The sequence below is a fragment of the Reyranella sp. genome (genome assembly GCF_036558665.1).
Lineage (GTDB): Bacteria > Pseudomonadota > Alphaproteobacteria > Reyranellales > Reyranellaceae > Reyranella.
Window position 1 is genome coordinate 24257 of sequence record NZ_DATBFE010000057.1, and the last position, 16873, is coordinate 41129.

Genomic DNA, 16873 nt, shown 5'->3' on the forward strand with positions numbered 1-16873 from the left:
TTTCTACTTGGCGGGAGTGCCCGGCGTTTCCGGCTTCGCTGGAGCAACGCCTGGCGCGGCAGGCGAGGCCGCGCTGCCGTCGATGTTGAACTTCTCGATCTTGGCCTCGGCGCGAAGCTGGTTCAGCATCGCTGTCACTGTCTGGCGCGCCAGGTCCTGGCGAATCTGGTCGGACAACTCGTCGAACGAAGGCGGCGCGGCCTTGCGCCGATCCTCGACCTGGATCACGTGGTAGCCAAACTGGGTCTTGATCGGGGTGTCGGTAAGCGCGCCCTTCTTCAACGCGAAGGCGGCGTCGGCGAACTCCTTCACCATGTCGGTCTTCTTGAACCAACCCAGATCCCCGCCCTCGGCACCGGATGCCTTGTCGGTCGACTTCTCCTTGGCGAGTTTGTCGAACGGCGTCCCTTTCTTGAGATCGGCGATGATCGCCTTGGCCTCGGGCTCGGTCGCCACCAGGATGTGCCGCGCATGCACCTCCTCCTCGGCGGGCAGGTTCTTCAGCTTCTCGTCGTAGGCCTGCTTCATCTTCTCGGGCGTCACCTTCTCGGCGATCTGCTTCTGCAGCCAGAAGTCCTGGACCACCTGGTCCTCGACGAAGGCCATGCGCTTCTTGAAGGCAGGATCGTCGGTGACCTTGTTCTTGCGCCCGTCCTGCTCGACCAGCTTGCTGTCGACCATGCGGTCGAGCAACGCCGGGAAAACGGTGGCCAGCGGCACGTTGCGGTACTGTTGTGGCAGCGACTGCTGGGCGACCTGCAGCTCAGAGAGATGGATTTGCTGGCCGTTCACAGTGGCGACCACCGGATCTTTCGGCGATTCGGCGGGCTTGGCCGTGGGCTGCGGGGCCGGCTTGGCAGCCGGCGCCTTCGTGGCGGGCTGCTGGGCGGCGGCAACGCCGGCCATGCCTGCCGTGGCAAAACATGCGAGGGCGGCACGCAGGAGGCGCAGGCGAAGACTCATGGATGGCTCCAGAAGTGAGGGAAGAGAAGGACGTGGAAGAAGTGGGGACGCGCGGCGGCCGGCGGCCTCCGTTTACACAGGGCGGCTCGCCTCAAGCAAGCGCCCGGACCAACGGCAGCATCTTTTCCTCGCCGCCAATTACGGCACTTTTCCGTGATCCGGTGCGGCTTGCCGAAGCGACCGGCGGCGCTTGCGTTGACACTCCATCACACGCTCTCTATCTGTGATAGGCAGGGCGGGCCGGGTGCCCGCCTAAGTCTTTAGAATATCGAGGATTTCATGCTTGGAGCGCTTGCCCGGAGCTTGTTCGGGACGGCCAATGACCGCGTCGTCAAGGGCTTTGACAAGCCTGTAACCAAGATCAATGCGCTCGAGCCCGAATTCAGCACGCTCTCCGACGAGCAGTTGCGCGCCAAAACGATCGCGTTCCGCGAGCGGCTGGCCACAGGCGAGACCCTGGACGATCTTCTGATCGAGGCCTTCGCCACCGTGCGTGAAGCCGCCAAGCGTGCCCTCGGCCAGCGGCCGTTCGATGTCCAGCTCAAGGGCGGCATGGTCCTCCATTCCGGCAAGATCGCGGAGATGAAGACCGGCGAAGGCAAGACGCTGGTCGCGACGCTACCCGTTTATCTCAATGCCCTCGAGGGCAAGGGCGTCCATGTCGTGACGGTCAACGACTATCTGGCACGCCGCGATGCCGAGTGGATGGGCAGGATCTACAGCTTCCTCGGGCTGACGGTCGGCGTGATCGTGCACAACCTCGGCGACGAGCAGCGCAAGGCCGCCTACGCCTGCGACATCACCTACGGCACCAACAACGAGATCGGTTTCGACTATCTGCGCGACAACATGAAGTTCCGTCGCGACGAAATGGTCCAGCGGCCGTTCAATTTCGCGATCGTCGACGAGGTCGACTCGATCCTGATCGACGAGGCGCGCACGCCGCTCATCATCTCCGGACCGGCCGAGGATTCCTCCGAACTCTACCGACGGGCCGATGCGGTGATCCCGCGGCTGAAGCCCGACGCCTACGAGAAGGACGAAAAGAACCGGCAGGTGACTTTCACCGAAGGCGGTATCGAGGCGGTCGAGGAGATCCTGCGCGCCGATGGCCTGTTGCCCGAGGGCCAGAGCCTCTACGCGCCTTCGCAGATCACCCTTCTGCACCACATCACGCAGGCGCTGCGGGCCCACAAGCTCTTCACGCGCGATGTCGACTACATCGTCAAGGACGGCCAGGTCGTCATCATCGACGAATTCACCGGCCGCATGATGGCGGGCCGTCGCTATTCCGAAGGCCTGCATCAGGCCCTCGAGGCCAAGGAGAAGGTCGAGATCCAGCGCGAGAACCAGACGCTGGCCTCGATCACGTTCCAGAACCTGTTCCGCATGTATCCCAAACTCGCCGGTATGACCGGCACAGCAATGACGGAGGCCGCCGAGTTTGCCGAGATCTACCGGCTTGAAGTGGTCGAGATCCCCACCAATGTGGCCGTCGCGCGCAAGGATCAGGACGACGAGATCTATCGCACCTTCGCCGACAAGACGCGCGCCATCGTCAAGCTGATCGGCGAGTGCCGCGCCCGCAACCAACCGGTCCTGGTCGGCACGGTGTCGATCGAGAAGTCGGAGGGGCTCTCCGACGAACTGAAGAAAGCCAAGATCCCGCACAACGTGCTGAATGCACGCTATCACGAGCAGGAAGCGGAGATCGTGGCCCAGGCGGGTCGTCCGGGAGCGATCACGATCGCCACCAACATGGCCGGCCGCGGCACCGACATCCAGCTCGGCGGCAATGCCGACATGCTTTTGCGCCAGGCCGAGACGGAGATCGCGACCCGCGTTCCCGACGAGGCCGAACGCACTGCCGAGCTGGAGAAGGTCGCGGCGCAGATCAAGGCCGACGTCGAGCGCAATCGCGAGATCGTGCGGTCGGCGGGCGGCCTCTACGTGGTCGGCACCGAGCGCCACGAAAGCCGCCGCATCGACAACCAGCTGCGCGGCCGCTCCGGCCGCCAGGGCGATCCGGGCGGCTCGAAGTTCTTCCTGTCGCTGGAAGACGACCTGATGCGCATCTTCGGTGGCAACAAGGTTCTGGACTGGGTGCAGAAGAAGGGCATGGGTGACGACGAGGCGCTGACCCACCGCTGGCTCAACAAGGCATTGGAAACCGCGCAAGGCAAGGTCGAGGCGCGCAATTTCGAGATCCGCAAGAACCTCCTGCGCTTCGACGATGTGATGAACAGCCAGCGCAAGGAGATCTACAAGGAGCGGCTCGAACTGATGGCCACCGAGGATGTCTCCGACGTCGTGGTCGGCATGCGACGCGACGTCGTCGACGCCATGGTGTCGCGCGCCATCCCCGAGGATGCCTATGCCGAACAGTGGAAGACCGCCGAGCTCAAGGAGGACGTGCAGCGCGTGTTCGGGCTCGACCTGCCGATCGATGTCTGGGCGAAGGAAGAAGGCATCGCCGAGGAACAGATCAAGACGCGCCTGAACGAGGCGGTCGACCGGCTGTTCGCCCAGAAGGTGGCGCAGTACGGGCCGGAAGTGTGGCGTCAGGTGGAAAAGAGCGTGCTGATGCAGCTTTTCGACCAGGCATGGAAGGAGCACCTGCTGCATCTCGACCACCTGCGGCAAGGCATCGGCCTGCGCGCCTACGGCCAGAAGGATCCGTTGAACGAATACAAGCGCGAGGCATTCAATCTCTTCAGCGACCTGCTGACCGGTCTGCGCGAATCGGTCGTGAACGTGCTCGCGAACCTGCAGCTCCGCATGGAGCCGCCGCCGATGCCTGAGCCGGTGCAGATGCGAGAGGTCCACGAGGATCCCGCGCTTGCCTCGGCGATGGCCGGCGACCCCGGCTTCGACGCGGCCGGCCCCCCGGGCGGCGGCGTGGCGACGCTTGCGCGCCCGGCCTCGAAGCAGACGGTCGATCCGAACAATCCCTCGACCTGGGGCAAGGTCGCACGCAACGCGCCGTGCCCGTGCGGGTCGGGCCGGAAGTTCAAGCACTGCCACGGGCGGGTATAAAAGTCTTATTTTATTGGACTTTTTGTGAGTGTAAACTGTTAGGCACTTGTTAGGCACGAGCTGATTGTGGCTGGTTCCTAGGCAAAACCTGCTCAGGCAAAGCGATGGCCGACTTCCCCTACGATCGCAACCATCAGTCAGCAGCGGTGGCTAGGATTACTTCCGCTTCTTGTGCGTCACCGGCTTGAACTTGGCGGGATAGGCCCGCCGAAGGCGTTCACTGTCGGTGCCGTCGATGATGCCGTAGCGGATGAGCTTACCAGTGCTCACGGATTTCGCGACGGCAAGAGAGCGCATCATCTCGGGAACGCTCGGCTTGATTTCACGCCAGTGCTGCACGAGGAACACGTCGGCGTCTTGGCGGAATAGGCGACTGAGCTGGTCACCGTTTTTGCCCATCCGCCCCGGCACGAGCGCGCCGGGCTCTCCTGGTCCTTTAAAGGCAAAGGCACCTGCATGGCGCTTGCCGTTGATGCGTAGCCTTCCGCTATAAAGGTCACTGTCCTCGCCGCCCCAGTCCTTGAAGGCGCCGGGCTCGCCTAGAATCTTCTGCACACCGACCTTGATTCCTTCCTCGCTGACCGTCTTCGGCAGCGATGGTGAATTTTTGATCTTCCGGACGAGCCTAAAGGACTCGATATCGTCGACCGTGATGCGCGTTACCTGCGCGCCAGTCGACGGGACCTTCACGAACTTCGGCAGCACGACAGCGGTTTTCCGCTTGGTTGGCAACTTCGCGATCTTGGCAGGGTTACCCGCAAGGCTCAGGATTTGAGCGCGGTGTGCGAAGATGGCGTCAATTCGCTGATAAGCGGTGTCGCCGTCCTTTTTCGCCTGCTTCACCGCGCCCTTCAGCACGAGATGCCGACCGGCCTGCAGTACTTGCATTCGCGAGAGACCCGTCCGTTCGGCGATCTGGCCGACCGTCTTTGTCAGCGACTTGTGGTGATAGACCGCTTCGAAAACCTGGCGCCGGACCTTCGACTTCCCGACAGCATTCGCCACCGCCTCGATCTGTTCGTTGACGTTCGAAAGGTTGTCTGAGACTTCGATTGCGTTCGCCATCTTTCAGCCGCCCGATCAGGCGCCCTTCGCGCTGCCGGGCCGGTAGCCCTTGATCAACCCATTGGCCGATCCGGTCGAGATGCGGAGGAGCTTCCCGATGCCGGCGTGGCTTACACCTCCTTTGGCTAGCTCGATCGCCACCAGCTGCGAAAGAAGCGTCAGAGCACGGTCGAGCTTTTCCTCAACAGATTTCATGTCGGCCTTGCGTTTCATGCTTCCCTACCTTCCTAGAAATGCGGAGCGTCGGATGCGCTATTTTCGCCGCGTCGGCGTGAGCAGTGTCCGGACGCTGGTGACTGGCGAGCCGACGATGGCGGCAATGTCTTTCGCATCGAGGCCCATTTCGGCGAGGAAATGGATGATCTCGCCCGCTCCGGTGTTGCGCTTACTTTTTGCAAACCCCTTCTGACCGGTCATTTGCTTCAGGGTCAACGCGATCAGCACGTTTAGTTTGGCAGAGATGTCGGCCGGCAGGTTTCTCGCTACGTCAGTCATTGGTTTGATCCCCTTCAGCATCTGGCCGACGGTAGCCTTGGCGAGATGGACATGCTTGCCGATGGCCTGATGTGCCACCTTCTTCTCGGCTAGCTGCAGTACGATCAGGTGCTTCAGCAGGTCTATGATTGTGTCGAGCTTCTGCTCGAGCCGGTCAGTAGGATCCGTCACCGGCCGCATTAGTCTTTCGCCCTTTTTACGAGCTTCGCGATCCGGGCGACGCGGTTGGCATCAACTCCCGCGATCTGGCGGATTTCACGTTGACCGACGCCGCCCAGCGCGAGCTGGACAATCATCAGGTCGCGCAGCAGGTCCTCGACGGACTCCGCTTTGTAGTTCTTGCCTGCCATTTACTTCTTTCCCTTCTGCCTCCTAATCCCCGTCAGCTCCTTGTTAATATGCGTCCCGCTTTTGCCCAGGACGGTGGCAATGTCCTTAGGACGCATACCGGCATCGCTAAGAATTTCGATCTGCTGCTTAAGGGACATGGGGTTGTCTCCACCCCTTATCAGGATCGCCACTATTACCCGGAGAAGCTGATTTGTTGATTCGAGGTCAATTTTATCCACTGTTTCATCGCCTTTTAAGTTAGACGCTGCTCTCAACTAAAGAGCGATAAGTAATAAGGAGTATCTGTAGACCATTATTCTGGCGTTATATCAGTAAGTTACAGACATCTCTCCATTACCATTCGCCCATATATGGTTTATGCGTGCATATTCAAGGGGGCATTCAACTTACTCTCGGACCTCCGCGGCCGATCCGTCGCGTTTTTCATTTGAAAAACGGTGCGCTGTCGGTTGTGCGGCACCGGCGCGCGTACTTTTTGGTCCAAAAAAAGACAGACTTCGCCGCTTCTCACGGTTCGGTCGTCCGGCAGTAAGCGGCCAAACGTGCTGAGATCAGCTCGCCTTGCTATACTGCCAAATCATCCCTTTGGGCTGTTGAGTGGTTAGGCAGATGTTTGGCACTGTCTTTTTTGAGGCGAAAAGTTCAACAGAAGCTGGCGCTTTTGCATGGACTTGGCAGTTCAAGCACTGCCACGGACGGGTCTGACCGCCGTTTCCCGTCCGCGATGAGCGCTTCGTGCGCCCTGGTAGTGGTGCGGCCAGCTGCGAACCTTTTGGCCATTCGTACGTTAGAGAACGCGTATTGGCGAGAGTAGGACCTATGGCGATGAGCGGTGCACTACAGGATCTGGCGCTCGAGATGTGCACTTCCCTTTTTCACCAGACCGATGGCAAGCCACGTCCCGTCGACCTGGGTCCACGACTGGTCATGGAATGGGTTGCCCTCGAGAGCTCTGCGGAGGCCAACGCGGTGCTGGACTGCGCAATCGAGATGGGATGGCTGCGCGAAATGCCCGACGGCTTCGCCCTGAGTGCCAGCGGCATCTACGTCATCAAGCGCCGCCTCGGCTTCACGACCTAGCGATCGCCGGCCAAGGTCATTGCAATTCCGAAATCCGTGCGGCGCAACGGCACCAGGATGGGCATCGGCGCCCCGCCGTTCGGCCGGCGGCGAACCTTCCCAGTGACGCTGACGCAAGGATTCTGACTCAAAACAGACAAGATTCCCAAGCGCAGGACATGATAAGCCAGCGCTCATGGACACCATTGCTGTGCCTTTTGTCGTGCCGCTCGAAGGTGGCTCCAATTTCCGTGACCTCGGCGGCTATCGCACCGCCGACGGCCGCACCGTGCGGCGTGGAGCGGTGTTCCGTTCGGCCCATCTCGGCGCCCTGACCGATGCCGACCGCGCGTCGCTCGGCAAGCTCGGCGTGCGTACCATCGTCGATCTACGCGGTGTCGAAGAGGCCGCTGAGACGCCGCATCGCATCGATGGTATCGAATGCCGCGTCGTCGGCGCCCACATCGAGCCCGGCATTGGCGATAGGATCCGGCGCGCCATCGCCGACGGCAGCGCCTCGCCTTCCCTCATGATGCAGTATCTCACCGATCACTATCGGGACTATCCGCGCCGCTGTACGCCCGGCTTTCGCACTCTCTTCGCGACGCTGAGCGACGGCCGTTGCCGACCGCTGGTCTTCCATTGCACTGCGGGCAAGGACCGCACCGGTTTTGCATCGGCGCTCTTGCTGTCCCTGCTCGGGGTGCCGTGGGATACCGTGGTCGAGGATTATCTGCGCACCAACGCATTGTGGATTGGGCATCTTGGCCGCTATCCGGAACTCGACATCGACACCCGGGCTGCCATCATCGAGGCGCGGCGGCCCTATCTCGAGGCGGCTTTCGAGGTCGTACGCGCAGATTTCAGCAGCCCGGAAGCGTTTGCCGAAAAGGCGCTCGGTCTCGATTCGGCCGCTCGCCAGCGCTTGAAGGCCGAATTGCTGGAGGATTGACTCAACCAACCGCTATGATGGCGCCATGGCGGATGCCCACTACGACACGCCCGAGCCGTTCAAGGTCGATATTCCCGAGCGCGCGCTGATCGATCTCGACGAGCGGCTGCGGCGCTGGCGGCCTGCGACCGCAATCGCCGACGGGGGAAGCTGGTCGTCCGGCACCGATCCCGAATTCCTGGCAGCGCTCGTCGATCATTGGCGTCATGGCTACGAGTGGCAGCGGTGCCAGGAAGCGATCAACCGCTGGCCCAACTACCTGGTCGATATCGGCCGGCAGCGGCTGCATTTCATCCGCGAGCCCGGGACGGAGGTCGAGGGTGCGCCGCGACCGATGCCCCTCGTGATCACGCACGGCTGGCCGGGCTCGATCGTCGAATTCCTGCACGTCATCGATTTCCTCGCCCATCCCGAGCGGCATGACGGCGATCCGCTCGATGCCTTCGACGTGATCGTGCCGTCGCTGCCGGGCTACGGCTTCTCCGGACCGCCTGTCCGCGAGGACGGCAGCACGGGGCCGGTCGGACCGCGCGCGATCGCGGCCCTGTGGCACCAGCTCGTGCACGACAAGCTGAACTATCGCCGGCCCTATGGAGCGCAGGGCGGCGATTGGGGCGCCGTCGTCTCCTCCTGGCTCGCCTTCGACCATCCGCTGAAAGAGGAGAAGGACGACTGGAAGTCGGGCGTTGTCGGACTGCATCTGAATATGATGGGGCTGCGGCCGGGCATCGATCTCAAGTCGGCTGAACTCAGCGCGGCGGAGAAGACTTGGCTCGAGACGATGCGCGCCGGGCTCGACGACAAGACCGCCTATCAGCGCATCCAGGCCACACGGCCGCAGACGCTCGGCGTCGCACTCACGGACTCTCCCGTGGGCCTTGCTGCCTGGATGGCTGAAAAATTCCGTGACTGGAGCGATTGCCAAGGCGATCTGACCAGCCGCTTCTCGATGGATCTCCTGCTCGACAACATCATGGTCTACTGGCTCACCGGCACGGCGGGGAGCGCGACATGGCTCTATCGCGGCGCTGCCCAACAAAAGCCGCGCGGCCTTCCGCCGGGCCGGCGTGTCGAGACGCCGACGGGGTTTGCCGCCTTCCCGGCCGATCTCGCGCCGGCGCCGCCCAGGGAGTGGATCGAGCGCGCCTACAATCTGAAGCGGCATACAAACATGCCCAAAGGCGGCCACTTCGCTGCGCTCGAGGAACCCGGCCTGCTAATCGAAGATATCCGCGCCTTCTTTCGCCCGCTGCGCTTCGGCGCAGCGAACGACTAGGCCAGCGTCGCCGTCGCCTGGGCCGCGATCGTGCCCTGCGGTGTTACGGTCCAGAGCTCGGCGCCTTTGCCGTCCGACGTCGGCCGACCGATCACCTCGAACGGTGCCGTATCGAACAGCGGCGCGCGCGCACGCACCGCCAGCGCCTTGATTTCACGTCCCGGCATCGAATCGCGCAACAGGTCGAAGATGCACTGCTGCGCAAATGGCCCGTGGACCACGAGGCCAGGATAACCTTCGGTCTCCACGCAATAGGTCCGGTCGTAGTGGATGCGGTGTGGGTTGAAGGTGATCGCCGAGTAGCGGAACAGCATCACGGGATCGGGCTTGATGGTGCGCCGCCAGGAGACGTCCCTGGGCGCGGCGTCCCGCACCGGCACGCCGCTCTTCTGCCCCGCCTTCACCTCCTCGCGGAAGACAGTGTTGGCGGCCTCGGTCAAGGCGAGCCCGCGCGGCGTGAAAATACGGCGCGTCTGGGTCGTGACGATCAGGCTGCCCGTGCTGCCCTGGCGCAGCTGAATGTCGGTGAACTCGAGCTCGCGGCGCAGCTTGTCGCCGACGCGGATGTCACCATCGAAGGTGAAGGTCGACCCCGCATACATGCGGCGCGGCATCGGGATCCTGGGCAGCACGCCGCCCTCGGCGGCAGCGCCGTCCTGGCCTAGCTGAGCTCGGCGGGCATAGGAATGCAGGAAGCAGAGATGCCATCCCGGCGCGATCGGCTCGCCCGGCTTCGGCACCTTGTCCTGACGATCGAACGTGGCGACCATCGCCTTGAGCGGCGCCTCGGTGACGACGTCCTCGTCCTCGAGCTTGCGGCCGAGCTGCTTCTTCAGAGGCTCGATATCGATCGTCATCGCCTTCTCTTCTCCGCGACATTCCGCCGGGCCATCGCAAGGGCGCTGCGCGCCGTCGCCGTGTCGGCAGTCGACAGCTTCAGATTGGTCGAGCCCTGCCGGCCCCAGGCCCCGTTGACCGGGCGGAAGACGGCAGGTTCGACCTCGCACAACATGCGCTGCTGGTCCGGCGTGAGCTTGACCATAGCCCATTCGTTGTCGGGGTAGCCCAGAGTGGCAAAAACCTTGCCCGCAGCCCGAAAGTCGGCATGGCCGCCATGCGCGCCCTCGGACGCACCTTGGAGCGAAAGGGCAAGCCTGCGGAAGGCAGCCGGCGTCATTCCGCCGCCACCGCCAGCCCCATCTGCTCGCAAGTTGGCGCGACGTCGGAAACGGTGGCGCGGCGCATGTCGCGCTTGTAGCGCTGATCGTCGAATTCCATGCCGCGATGCATGGTGCAGCGATCGTCCCAGATCACAAGGTCACTCACCCGCCAGCGATGGCTGTAGACGAACTGCCGCTGCGTGGCATGCTCGATCAGCTCCTTCAGCAGCGCCTCGGCTTCCGCTTGCGGCATGCCGCGGATCGTGCCGGCATGGCTCGCGAGATAGAGGCTCATGCGGCCGCTGTCGGGCAGGCGGCGCGCCAGCACCTGGGGCACCGGCGCAAAAGCGCGGCGCTCGTCCTCGTCGAAATCGGCAAAGCCGAGCTTGGCGCGCGAGGTCATGATCGAATGCTCGGCGATGCGGCCCGTTATGCGTCGTTTCGTCGGCTCGGGCAGGGCATCGTAGGCGGCGCGCAGATCGGCGAATTCGGTCTGGCCGCCGATCGGCGGAATCGAACGGGCATGCAGCATGGAGCAATAGGCCGGCACGCGCTTGAACGACGAATCGGTGTGCCACAGGCGATTGCCGAGATTGTAGAGACGCTGACGGTCGCTGCTTGTGAGGATCCTGTCGTCGGCGTCGAGATTGCCGACATCCGCCAGGTTCTCATGCAGGCGAAGCTTGTGATCCTTGCGCTGCTTGAACACCGTCGTCTCGAGCGGGCCGAAGTTGCGCGCAAATGCGAGCTGGCTTTCGTCGTCGAAGGTCTGATCCGGAAAGACCAGCACCGCATACCGCGTGAAGGCCGAGCGGATCTCGGCCAGGTTCTCGACGGACAGCGGCTTGCCGAGATCGACGTCGCCGACTTCGGCTGCAAAGCCTGATGTGATCGGCTGCACGGTGATCATGCTCTTCCTCCCGATCCTGTGTTCGGACCCGATTGGACCACCGAAGAGGCGTAACAGCAATCAGGTTCCGGCGCCTTTGCCGCGGAGAGATTTTGAAATGCGATTTCTGATCGTCATCCACCCGCATGGACGCTCTGTAACGCGCCATCACGAAGTGATTTCGCTATAGTGAGGCATGATCGAGAAGCAGGAAGTCCAGGAACTCTTCCCGACGGCCATCTGGATCGTCGATCTGAAACCCGCCGAGGCCGCGCCGTTCAACAGCAAGCTCAAGGCCGAGATCGAGAAGATCATCTCGCCGCGACCGAAGGTGCCGGCGGGCAGCAACTGGCAGACGCCGCAGGACCTGCACACGCGCCCCGCCTTCGCCGACTTCGTGAAGCTGGTCGAGACGGCGGCGCGCGGTGTGGCTCGCTTCCTGCAGGTCGATCAGCATCCCATGACCATCACCGGCTGCTGGGCAAACATCAATCCTCCGGGTGCCTACCATCCGACGCACAATCATCCGAACAACTATCTGAGCGGCGTCTACTACGTGGCGGTACCGGAATCGGGCTCGCACATCGTTTTCCAGGATCCGCGTCCCTCGATGATCATGCCGCGGCCGCGGCAGTTCACGCGTCTAACCGCCAATGCCGCGGACGCCGAGAGCAAGCCGGGCCGGCTGTTGATCTTTCCGGCATGGCTGAGACACAGCGTGCCTGCCAATGACGGCCAGACGGAGCGCATCAGCGTCTCGTTCAACCTGATGTTCAAGCAGTTTGCCGAGACTCTCGCCGCCCCGATGTGGGATCCAACGGCCGGCACGAAAAAAGACTAGGGCGGCGCGAGATCGAACTCTTCCGCCAGCAGTTGATAGGAGCGTTTGCGCTTCTCGAAGGCGTAGCAGATGGTCACGGCCATGACCTCATCGACCTGATGCCTGGCGGCATGCTCCTCGAGTCCCATGCGCACGGTCTTGCGCGATCCGACGATCGAACGTCGCCTGAGCTTCGGGAGCCATCGCTCTGCCTCCGGTGCCTTGGCTTCGACCAGCGCTTCCTCGACCGACGGCACGGGCCCCGCCTCGCCGCGTGAAAGCAGGCGCATTGCCCACACTTCGCGGCTGGTAGCCAGAAGATTGGCCTCCTCGTCGGTGTCCGCGCAAAGAACCGTGACGGCCATCATCGCCACCGGCTCGGCATGGAGCGCCGATGGCCTGAAACGGGCGCGATAGGCGCGTGTCGCCACATCGCCGCCGTCGGGATTGATGAAATGAGCGAAGCAGAAAGGCAGGCCGAAATGCGCGGCCAGCGCCGCGCTTTCGTCGCTCGACCCCAGCAGCCACACGTCGGGGGCCGTCGGACCCGTCGGCTGGGCCGTCACACCACGACCGAGGTGGCTGTCCGGCAAGGCGTCATGCAACCAGGCCACCAGATCGCGCACCTGATAGGGATAACTCTCCGGTCTTGCCCAATTTGATCTTCCGTCGGCCAGGACACGCATGGTGCGCTGGTCGCTGCCCGGCGCGCGACCGATGCCGAGGTCGATGCGGCCCGGAAAAAGCGTCTCCAGCATGCGGAAATTCTCGGCCACCTTGAATGCGCTGTAGTGTGGCAGCATCACCCCGCCCGACCCGATGCGCATGTGGCTGGTCAGCGCCGCAACGCGCGTCATCAGCACCTCGGGTGCCGAACCGGCCAAGGCCGCGCTGCTGTGATGCTCGGCAAGCCAGTAGCGATGGTAGCCGAACTGATCGCAGAGCTTTGCCAGCTCGAGGGTCTCGGCCACTGCCTGTGCCGCCGTGCCGCCTTTGCGGACGGGAGACTGATCGAGAACGCTGAGACGCAGAGTCACTTTCCTCCCCAGTCGCCGGGGGAGGCGCTCACAGTCCCTTCTTGCCCATGGCGAGGAACTTGTCCTGGCGCTGCCGTCGCAGCGTATCGCGATCGAGCTGCGAGAGCTCGGCCAGCGCGCCGGACACGGCCTTGCCGACCGCATCGATCGCCTCGTCGGGAGCGCGATGAGCACCGCCCATCGGTTCGGGAATGACCTCGTCGATGACGTCGAGCTTCTTGAGATCGGCCGCTGTCATCTTCATTGCCTCGGCCGCGTCCTGGGCATTGGCGTTGGAGCGCCACAGGATCGAGGCGCAGCCCTCGGGCGTGATCACCGAATAGACCGAATTCTCCAGCATATAGACCCGGTCTGCCGAGGCGATCGCGAGCGCCCCGCCCGAACCGCCCTCGCCGATCACGACGCTGACCAGTGGCACTCCGATCGCGAGGCAGGTATCGATCGATGCCGCGATGGCCTCGGCCTGGCCACGCGCCTCGGCGTCCAAACCGGGATAGGCGCCGGGCGTGTCAACGAAAGTGAGCACCGGCAGGTTGAAGCGATCGGCCAGCCGCATCAGCCGTTGCGCCTTGCGGTAGCCCTCCGGCCGCGCCATGCCGAAATTGTGCTTGAGTCGCGACTCGGTGTCGTCGCCCTTCTCCTGGCCCAGCACTACCAGGCTGCGGCCCTCGAGCCGGCCCATGCCGCCGACGATGGCAGCGTCCTCGCCGAAAACGCGATCGCCGGCGAGCGGCGTGTAGTCGGTGACCAACCGATCGATGTAGCGCTGGGCATGCGGGCGCTCGGCGTGACGGGCGACCTGGACGCGCTGCCATGGCGTGAGCCGGGCATAGGTCGCGCGCAGCAGCTTCTGCACCTTGTCCTGCAGGCGCATGACCTCGTCGGCGATGTCCACGTCGGCAGAGTTGGGCAGGTGCCTGAGCTCGGCAATCTTGCTTTCGAGCTCCGCGATCGGCTTCTCGAATTCGAGATACGTCGTCATCGCGATGAGGTGTCGCCCGGCGTCCGAGTCCTGTCAACCGCCCGGCGCCGGCGCCGCGCCAGCGGATGTTTCTCCTGCACCAGCGCGCGCAGCTTCTCGTCGAGGACGTGCGTGTAGATCTGTGTCGTGGCGATGTCGGCGTGGCCCAACATCAACTGCACGCTGCGCAGATCGGCGCCGCCTTCGAGCAGGTGACTGGCGAAGGCATGACGCAGCACATGCGGCGAGATGCGCGCCGGATCGATGCCGGCCTCCAGCGCCGCTTCCTTGAGAAGCTGCGCGAAGCGCTGGCGTGTCAGATGGCCCGCCCGGCCGCGTGAGGGAAACAGATAGCGCGAGGTCTCGCCGTCACCCAGCAGACCGGCGCGGATATGCAGCCATGCCGCAATCGCCCTTCGCGCGGGATCGGAAAGCGGCACCAGCCGCTCCTTGTCACCCTTGCCGCGCACCACCAGCATCGTCGGGTCGCGCTCGACTGCCGCGAGCGGCAAAGTCACCAGCTCGGTAACGCGCAAGCCGGCGGCATAGAGAATCTCGAGCAGCGTCGCCATGCGGCCGCCATCGCCAGCCTCCTTGCCTTGCGTCGCCTCGATCAGGCAGTCGACCTCGGCGCGCGACAGCACCTTGGGCAGAGGCCGGCCGAGCCGCGGTGAATCGAGGGCGCTCGAGGGATCGTCCTCGCGCAGGCGTTCCACCAACAGAAAGCGGAAGAGCTGGCGGATCACGGACAGACGCCGCGCGACCGTTCGCGCAGTCATGCCGACGTAGTCGAGCGACTTCAGGTAGGCGCGCAGCGCCGCTTCATCGACGGTTCGGGGCTTCTGCTTGCGGCGGGCGAGAAAGGTTTCGAGATGGGCAAGGTCGCTGCGGTAAGCCGCCTCGGTGTTCCTCGAGGCGCCACGTTCGGCCGCCATCATCTCGATGAAGGCCTCCGCTTCATGCGACAGCGTCGCCGATGGCCTCTTTCTCACGGCGCCTCACAAACCGTGCGCGATCGCCGTCTCGATCGCGAACAGCCGCGCAGCCCTGTCCTCGCCGGCGTCGCGCAGCGCACGCACGATGATCGCGAGCGCCGCGGGATGGAGAGCCGTCAGCGGCGTTTCACCGATTGCACCGCAGGCAAGGAGCGAAGCTTCGGCCCGTCGATGCCCCGCGCCGGCGGCCTGCAGCGCCTGGAGGACCCCTGCCGAGGGCATCACCAGCCCGACACCCGATGGTGGTGTTTCGGGCAGGTCCGTCGAACGCGGTGCAATATCGAAACCGACCCCGCGAAACAGCGCAAGCAGGACGTTGCCGCGCAAGGCAGCCGCGCGGGCATCGTCCTGGCGCACCACCTCGTACCAGCGGTTGATGTCCTCCGGTACCACCTTGGGCGCGCTGTCGATCCCGGCGATCTCGATCAGCGGCATCAGGCGGTCGAGGGCGTTCAGGGCGCGCGCATTGTTGTAGGCGGCCTGCAGGGCAAGTTTTGTCCAGGCCTTGGCGAGTTGCTTGTCGCCCAGCAGCAGGAAGCCGCGAATCGCCTCCTGCGCCAGATCGGCGTAGGCCGGTTTGGCGGGAAGGTTGAGAAGCGCGGCGGCGCTCGCCCGGGCGATCGTCGGAAACAGCGGGCTGCCACGCGTCTCGCCATAGACGGCGCGAACGGCGTCGACGATCTCCTGCGGTTTGGCCGCGTTGCGCGCCGACGCGACCAGCCGTGCCCGGCGCTCCATTGCCGGCGGCAGTGGCGCTCCCTGGCGCAGGGCATCCACATAAAGATCCGCCAGTCGGGTGGCCTCGATGATCGCCAGCGCCTCGCCACGCTCGGCGATGTCGATCCGTGTCGCCATCGGCAAGGCGGGTTGCCCGACCAGCGCGCGGATCAACGGCGGCTGCGTCGTCGAGAGCAGCGATGTCGGCGGCGCCAGATGCGCAAGATAAAGAAGGACCATGGCCGGTCCATCGGCAGGGCCTGGCGGCGCCGCGACGGGCGGTCTGACACCTGCCGCGACTTCGACCAACGCGGCAAGCGACGGGTCGCTGCCGCGCAATGCCGCCGCCGCATGCAGCGCGCCATCGGTGTCGCCTTTGGCCAGCATGCAGGCGACCTGGGCGCGACGGGCGAAGGGCTCCAAAAGCGTGTGACGATCGGCGACCGCACAAGCACCGTCGCGTTCGCCGGCCATCATCATCGCGTTGGTGACGGTGGTGGCCACTGCGGGATCGTCGTAATCGCCGGCGCTGCGCACCATCTCGTTGAGGCTCTCGCCCTCACCCATGGCTGCCAGCCGGTCGACCTTGCGGGCGAAGAGGCTCGGCAAGGGACTGCCATCCGCGGCGGGCGGCGTCAGCAGGCTCACCATGACGTCGAACTGCAGGTCGCGCAAAGCGCGGCTGCGAGGCGCCGCCGGCAGGGCCGAAACCAGTCGTTTGGCAGTGGCCAGGGTCGTACCGGACCAGCTGTCGGCCGGCATGCCGCCTGTCTTCTCGGTCAGGAAGCCGGTAGGACGGTCATCGAGGTTCGGGCCCTGCGCGGAAGCGCCCGCGGCCGCGACAACGAGGCCGGCCGCGACGACGAGGCTAGCGCGCAAAGCGATCACTGGGCACGGTCACCTCGAAGTGCCGCACCGCCGGGCGAGGCTGGAACAGGGCAAGAAGAAGTCCCGCACCGACCAGCACAAGAACGACGACAACGATCACCAACGGCCATACCCGGGAGGGAGGCGCGCGAAAATGACTCTTGGACCGAATGGACCGAATAGGGGGCACAGCGGCGGCAAACTAGCCGTCCGATGCCGGGCCGGCAATC

Annotated in this window: 18 protein-coding genes; 5 read left to right on the forward strand and 13 right to left on the reverse strand. The window is 64.2% G+C overall.

Annotated features, from left to right (window positions below; genetic code table 11):
* Positions 1-3: 3 nt before the first annotated feature.
* Positions 4-963: a peptidylprolyl isomerase gene (locus VH499_RS08020; RefSeq protein ID WP_332052182.1), complete on the reverse strand. Its 960-nt coding sequence runs from the start codon at positions 961-963 to the stop codon at positions 4-6.
* Between the two features lie 279 nt (positions 964-1242).
* Here VH499_RS08020 and secA point away from each other — a divergent pair, with 279 nt between their 5' ends.
* Positions 1243-3999, forward strand: a complete 2757-nt coding sequence (gene secA / locus VH499_RS08025) for a preprotein translocase subunit SecA (RefSeq protein WP_332052183.1) — start codon at positions 1243-1245, stop codon at positions 3997-3999.
* A 156-nt stretch (positions 4000-4155) separates the two neighbouring features.
* Here secA and VH499_RS08030 read toward each other — a convergent pair whose 3' ends face one another.
* The 5 genes from VH499_RS08030 to VH499_RS08050 are packed head-to-tail and all read right to left on the reverse strand — an operon-like array spanning position 4156 to position 6164.
* Positions 4156-5064 (reverse strand): hypothetical protein, encoded by a 909-nt coding sequence (locus VH499_RS08030; RefSeq protein ID WP_332052184.1) that lies wholly within the window; start codon positions 5062-5064, stop codon positions 4156-4158.
* Between the two features lie 15 nt (positions 5065-5079).
* Positions 5080-5277 (reverse strand): hypothetical protein, encoded by a 198-nt coding sequence (locus tag VH499_RS08035; protein ID WP_332052185.1) that lies wholly within the window; start codon positions 5275-5277, stop codon positions 5080-5082.
* Between the two features lie 39 nt (positions 5278-5316).
* Entirely contained in the window at positions 5317-5739 is a 423-nt protein-coding gene (locus VH499_RS08040; protein WP_332052186.1) for a hypothetical protein, read from the reverse strand.
* Complete coding sequence (locus VH499_RS08045) at positions 5739-5909, reverse strand: hypothetical protein (protein ID WP_332052187.1); 171 nt, start codon at positions 5907-5909, stop codon at positions 5739-5741. The genes VH499_RS08040 and VH499_RS08045 overlap by 1 nt, the downstream gene beginning before the upstream one ends.
* Positions 5910-6164, reverse strand: coding sequence for a hypothetical protein (locus VH499_RS08050; RefSeq protein ID WP_332052188.1), 255 nt, complete (start codon positions 6162-6164; stop codon positions 5910-5912). It lies immediately after the preceding gene.
* 571 nt (positions 6165-6735) lie between these two features.
* Here VH499_RS08050 and VH499_RS08055 point away from each other — a divergent pair.
* The 3 genes from VH499_RS08055 to VH499_RS08065 all read left to right on the forward strand — a co-directional run bounded on the left by VH499_RS08055 (position 6736) and on the right by VH499_RS08065 (position 9197).
* On the forward strand, positions 6736-6990 hold the full coding sequence (locus VH499_RS08055) for a hypothetical protein (RefSeq protein ID WP_332052189.1): 255 nt from the start codon (positions 6736-6738) through the stop codon (positions 6988-6990).
* 175 nt (positions 6991-7165) lie between these two features.
* Positions 7166-7921 (forward strand): tyrosine-protein phosphatase, encoded by a 756-nt coding sequence (locus VH499_RS08060; protein WP_332052190.1) that lies wholly within the window; start codon positions 7166-7168, stop codon positions 7919-7921.
* A gap of 25 nt (positions 7922-7946) precedes the next feature.
* Positions 7947-9197 carry an epoxide hydrolase family protein gene (locus VH499_RS08065; protein WP_332052191.1) on the forward strand — a complete coding sequence of 417 codons (1251 nt, stop codon included), beginning with the start codon at positions 7947-7949 and terminating at the stop codon, positions 9195-9197.
* Here VH499_RS08065 and VH499_RS08070 read toward each other — a convergent pair.
* Genes VH499_RS08070 through VH499_RS08080 form a run of 3 tightly spaced genes read right to left on the reverse strand, consistent with a single transcriptional unit; the run spans position 9194 to position 11267 of the window.
* The gene (locus VH499_RS08070; protein WP_332052192.1) at positions 9194-10054 is read right to left on the reverse strand and encodes a hypothetical protein; all 861 of its coding nucleotides are present in this window, start codon (positions 10052-10054) and stop codon (positions 9194-9196) included. The genes VH499_RS08065 and VH499_RS08070 overlap by 4 nt on opposite strands.
* Positions 10051-10374, reverse strand: a complete 324-nt coding sequence (locus VH499_RS08075) for an MmcQ/YjbR family DNA-binding protein (protein ID WP_332052193.1) — start codon at positions 10372-10374, stop codon at positions 10051-10053. The genes VH499_RS08070 and VH499_RS08075 overlap by 4 nt, the downstream gene beginning before the upstream one ends.
* Entirely contained in the window at positions 10371-11267 is an 897-nt protein-coding gene (locus VH499_RS08080; protein WP_332052194.1) for a TauD/TfdA family dioxygenase, read from the reverse strand. Before VH499_RS08080 ends, VH499_RS08075 begins: the two co-directional genes overlap by 4 nt.
* A gap of 175 nt (positions 11268-11442) precedes the next feature.
* Between VH499_RS08080 and VH499_RS08085 the strand changes: the two genes are divergently transcribed.
* Positions 11443-12087: a TIGR02466 family protein gene (locus VH499_RS08085; RefSeq protein WP_332052195.1), complete on the forward strand. Its 645-nt coding sequence runs from the start codon at positions 11443-11445 to the stop codon at positions 12085-12087.
* On the opposite strand, the gene VH499_RS08090 is transcribed toward VH499_RS08085, so the two are convergent.
* Genes VH499_RS08090 through VH499_RS08105 form a run of 4 tightly spaced genes read right to left on the reverse strand, consistent with a single transcriptional unit; the run spans position 12084 to position 16664 of the window.
* Complete coding sequence (locus VH499_RS08090; RefSeq protein ID WP_332052196.1) at positions 12084-13103, reverse strand: LLM class flavin-dependent oxidoreductase; 1020 nt, start codon at positions 13101-13103, stop codon at positions 12084-12086. The genes VH499_RS08085 and VH499_RS08090 overlap by 4 nt on opposite strands.
* Before the next feature lie 28 nt (positions 13104-13131).
* A complete protein-coding gene (locus VH499_RS08095) occupies positions 13132-14085 on the reverse strand; it encodes an acetyl-CoA carboxylase carboxyltransferase subunit alpha (protein ID WP_332052197.1) in 954 nt (317 codons plus the stop codon).
* Entirely contained in the window at positions 14082-15056 is a 975-nt protein-coding gene (locus VH499_RS08100) for a site-specific tyrosine recombinase XerD (protein WP_332052198.1), read from the reverse strand. The genes VH499_RS08095 and VH499_RS08100 overlap by 4 nt, the downstream gene beginning before the upstream one ends.
* 6 nt (positions 15057-15062) lie before the next feature.
* Positions 15063-16664 carry a hypothetical protein gene (locus tag VH499_RS08105; protein ID WP_332052199.1) on the reverse strand — a complete coding sequence of 534 codons (1602 nt, stop codon included), beginning with the start codon at positions 16662-16664 and terminating at the stop codon, positions 15063-15065.
* Between the last annotated feature and the right edge of the window lie 209 nt (positions 16665-16873).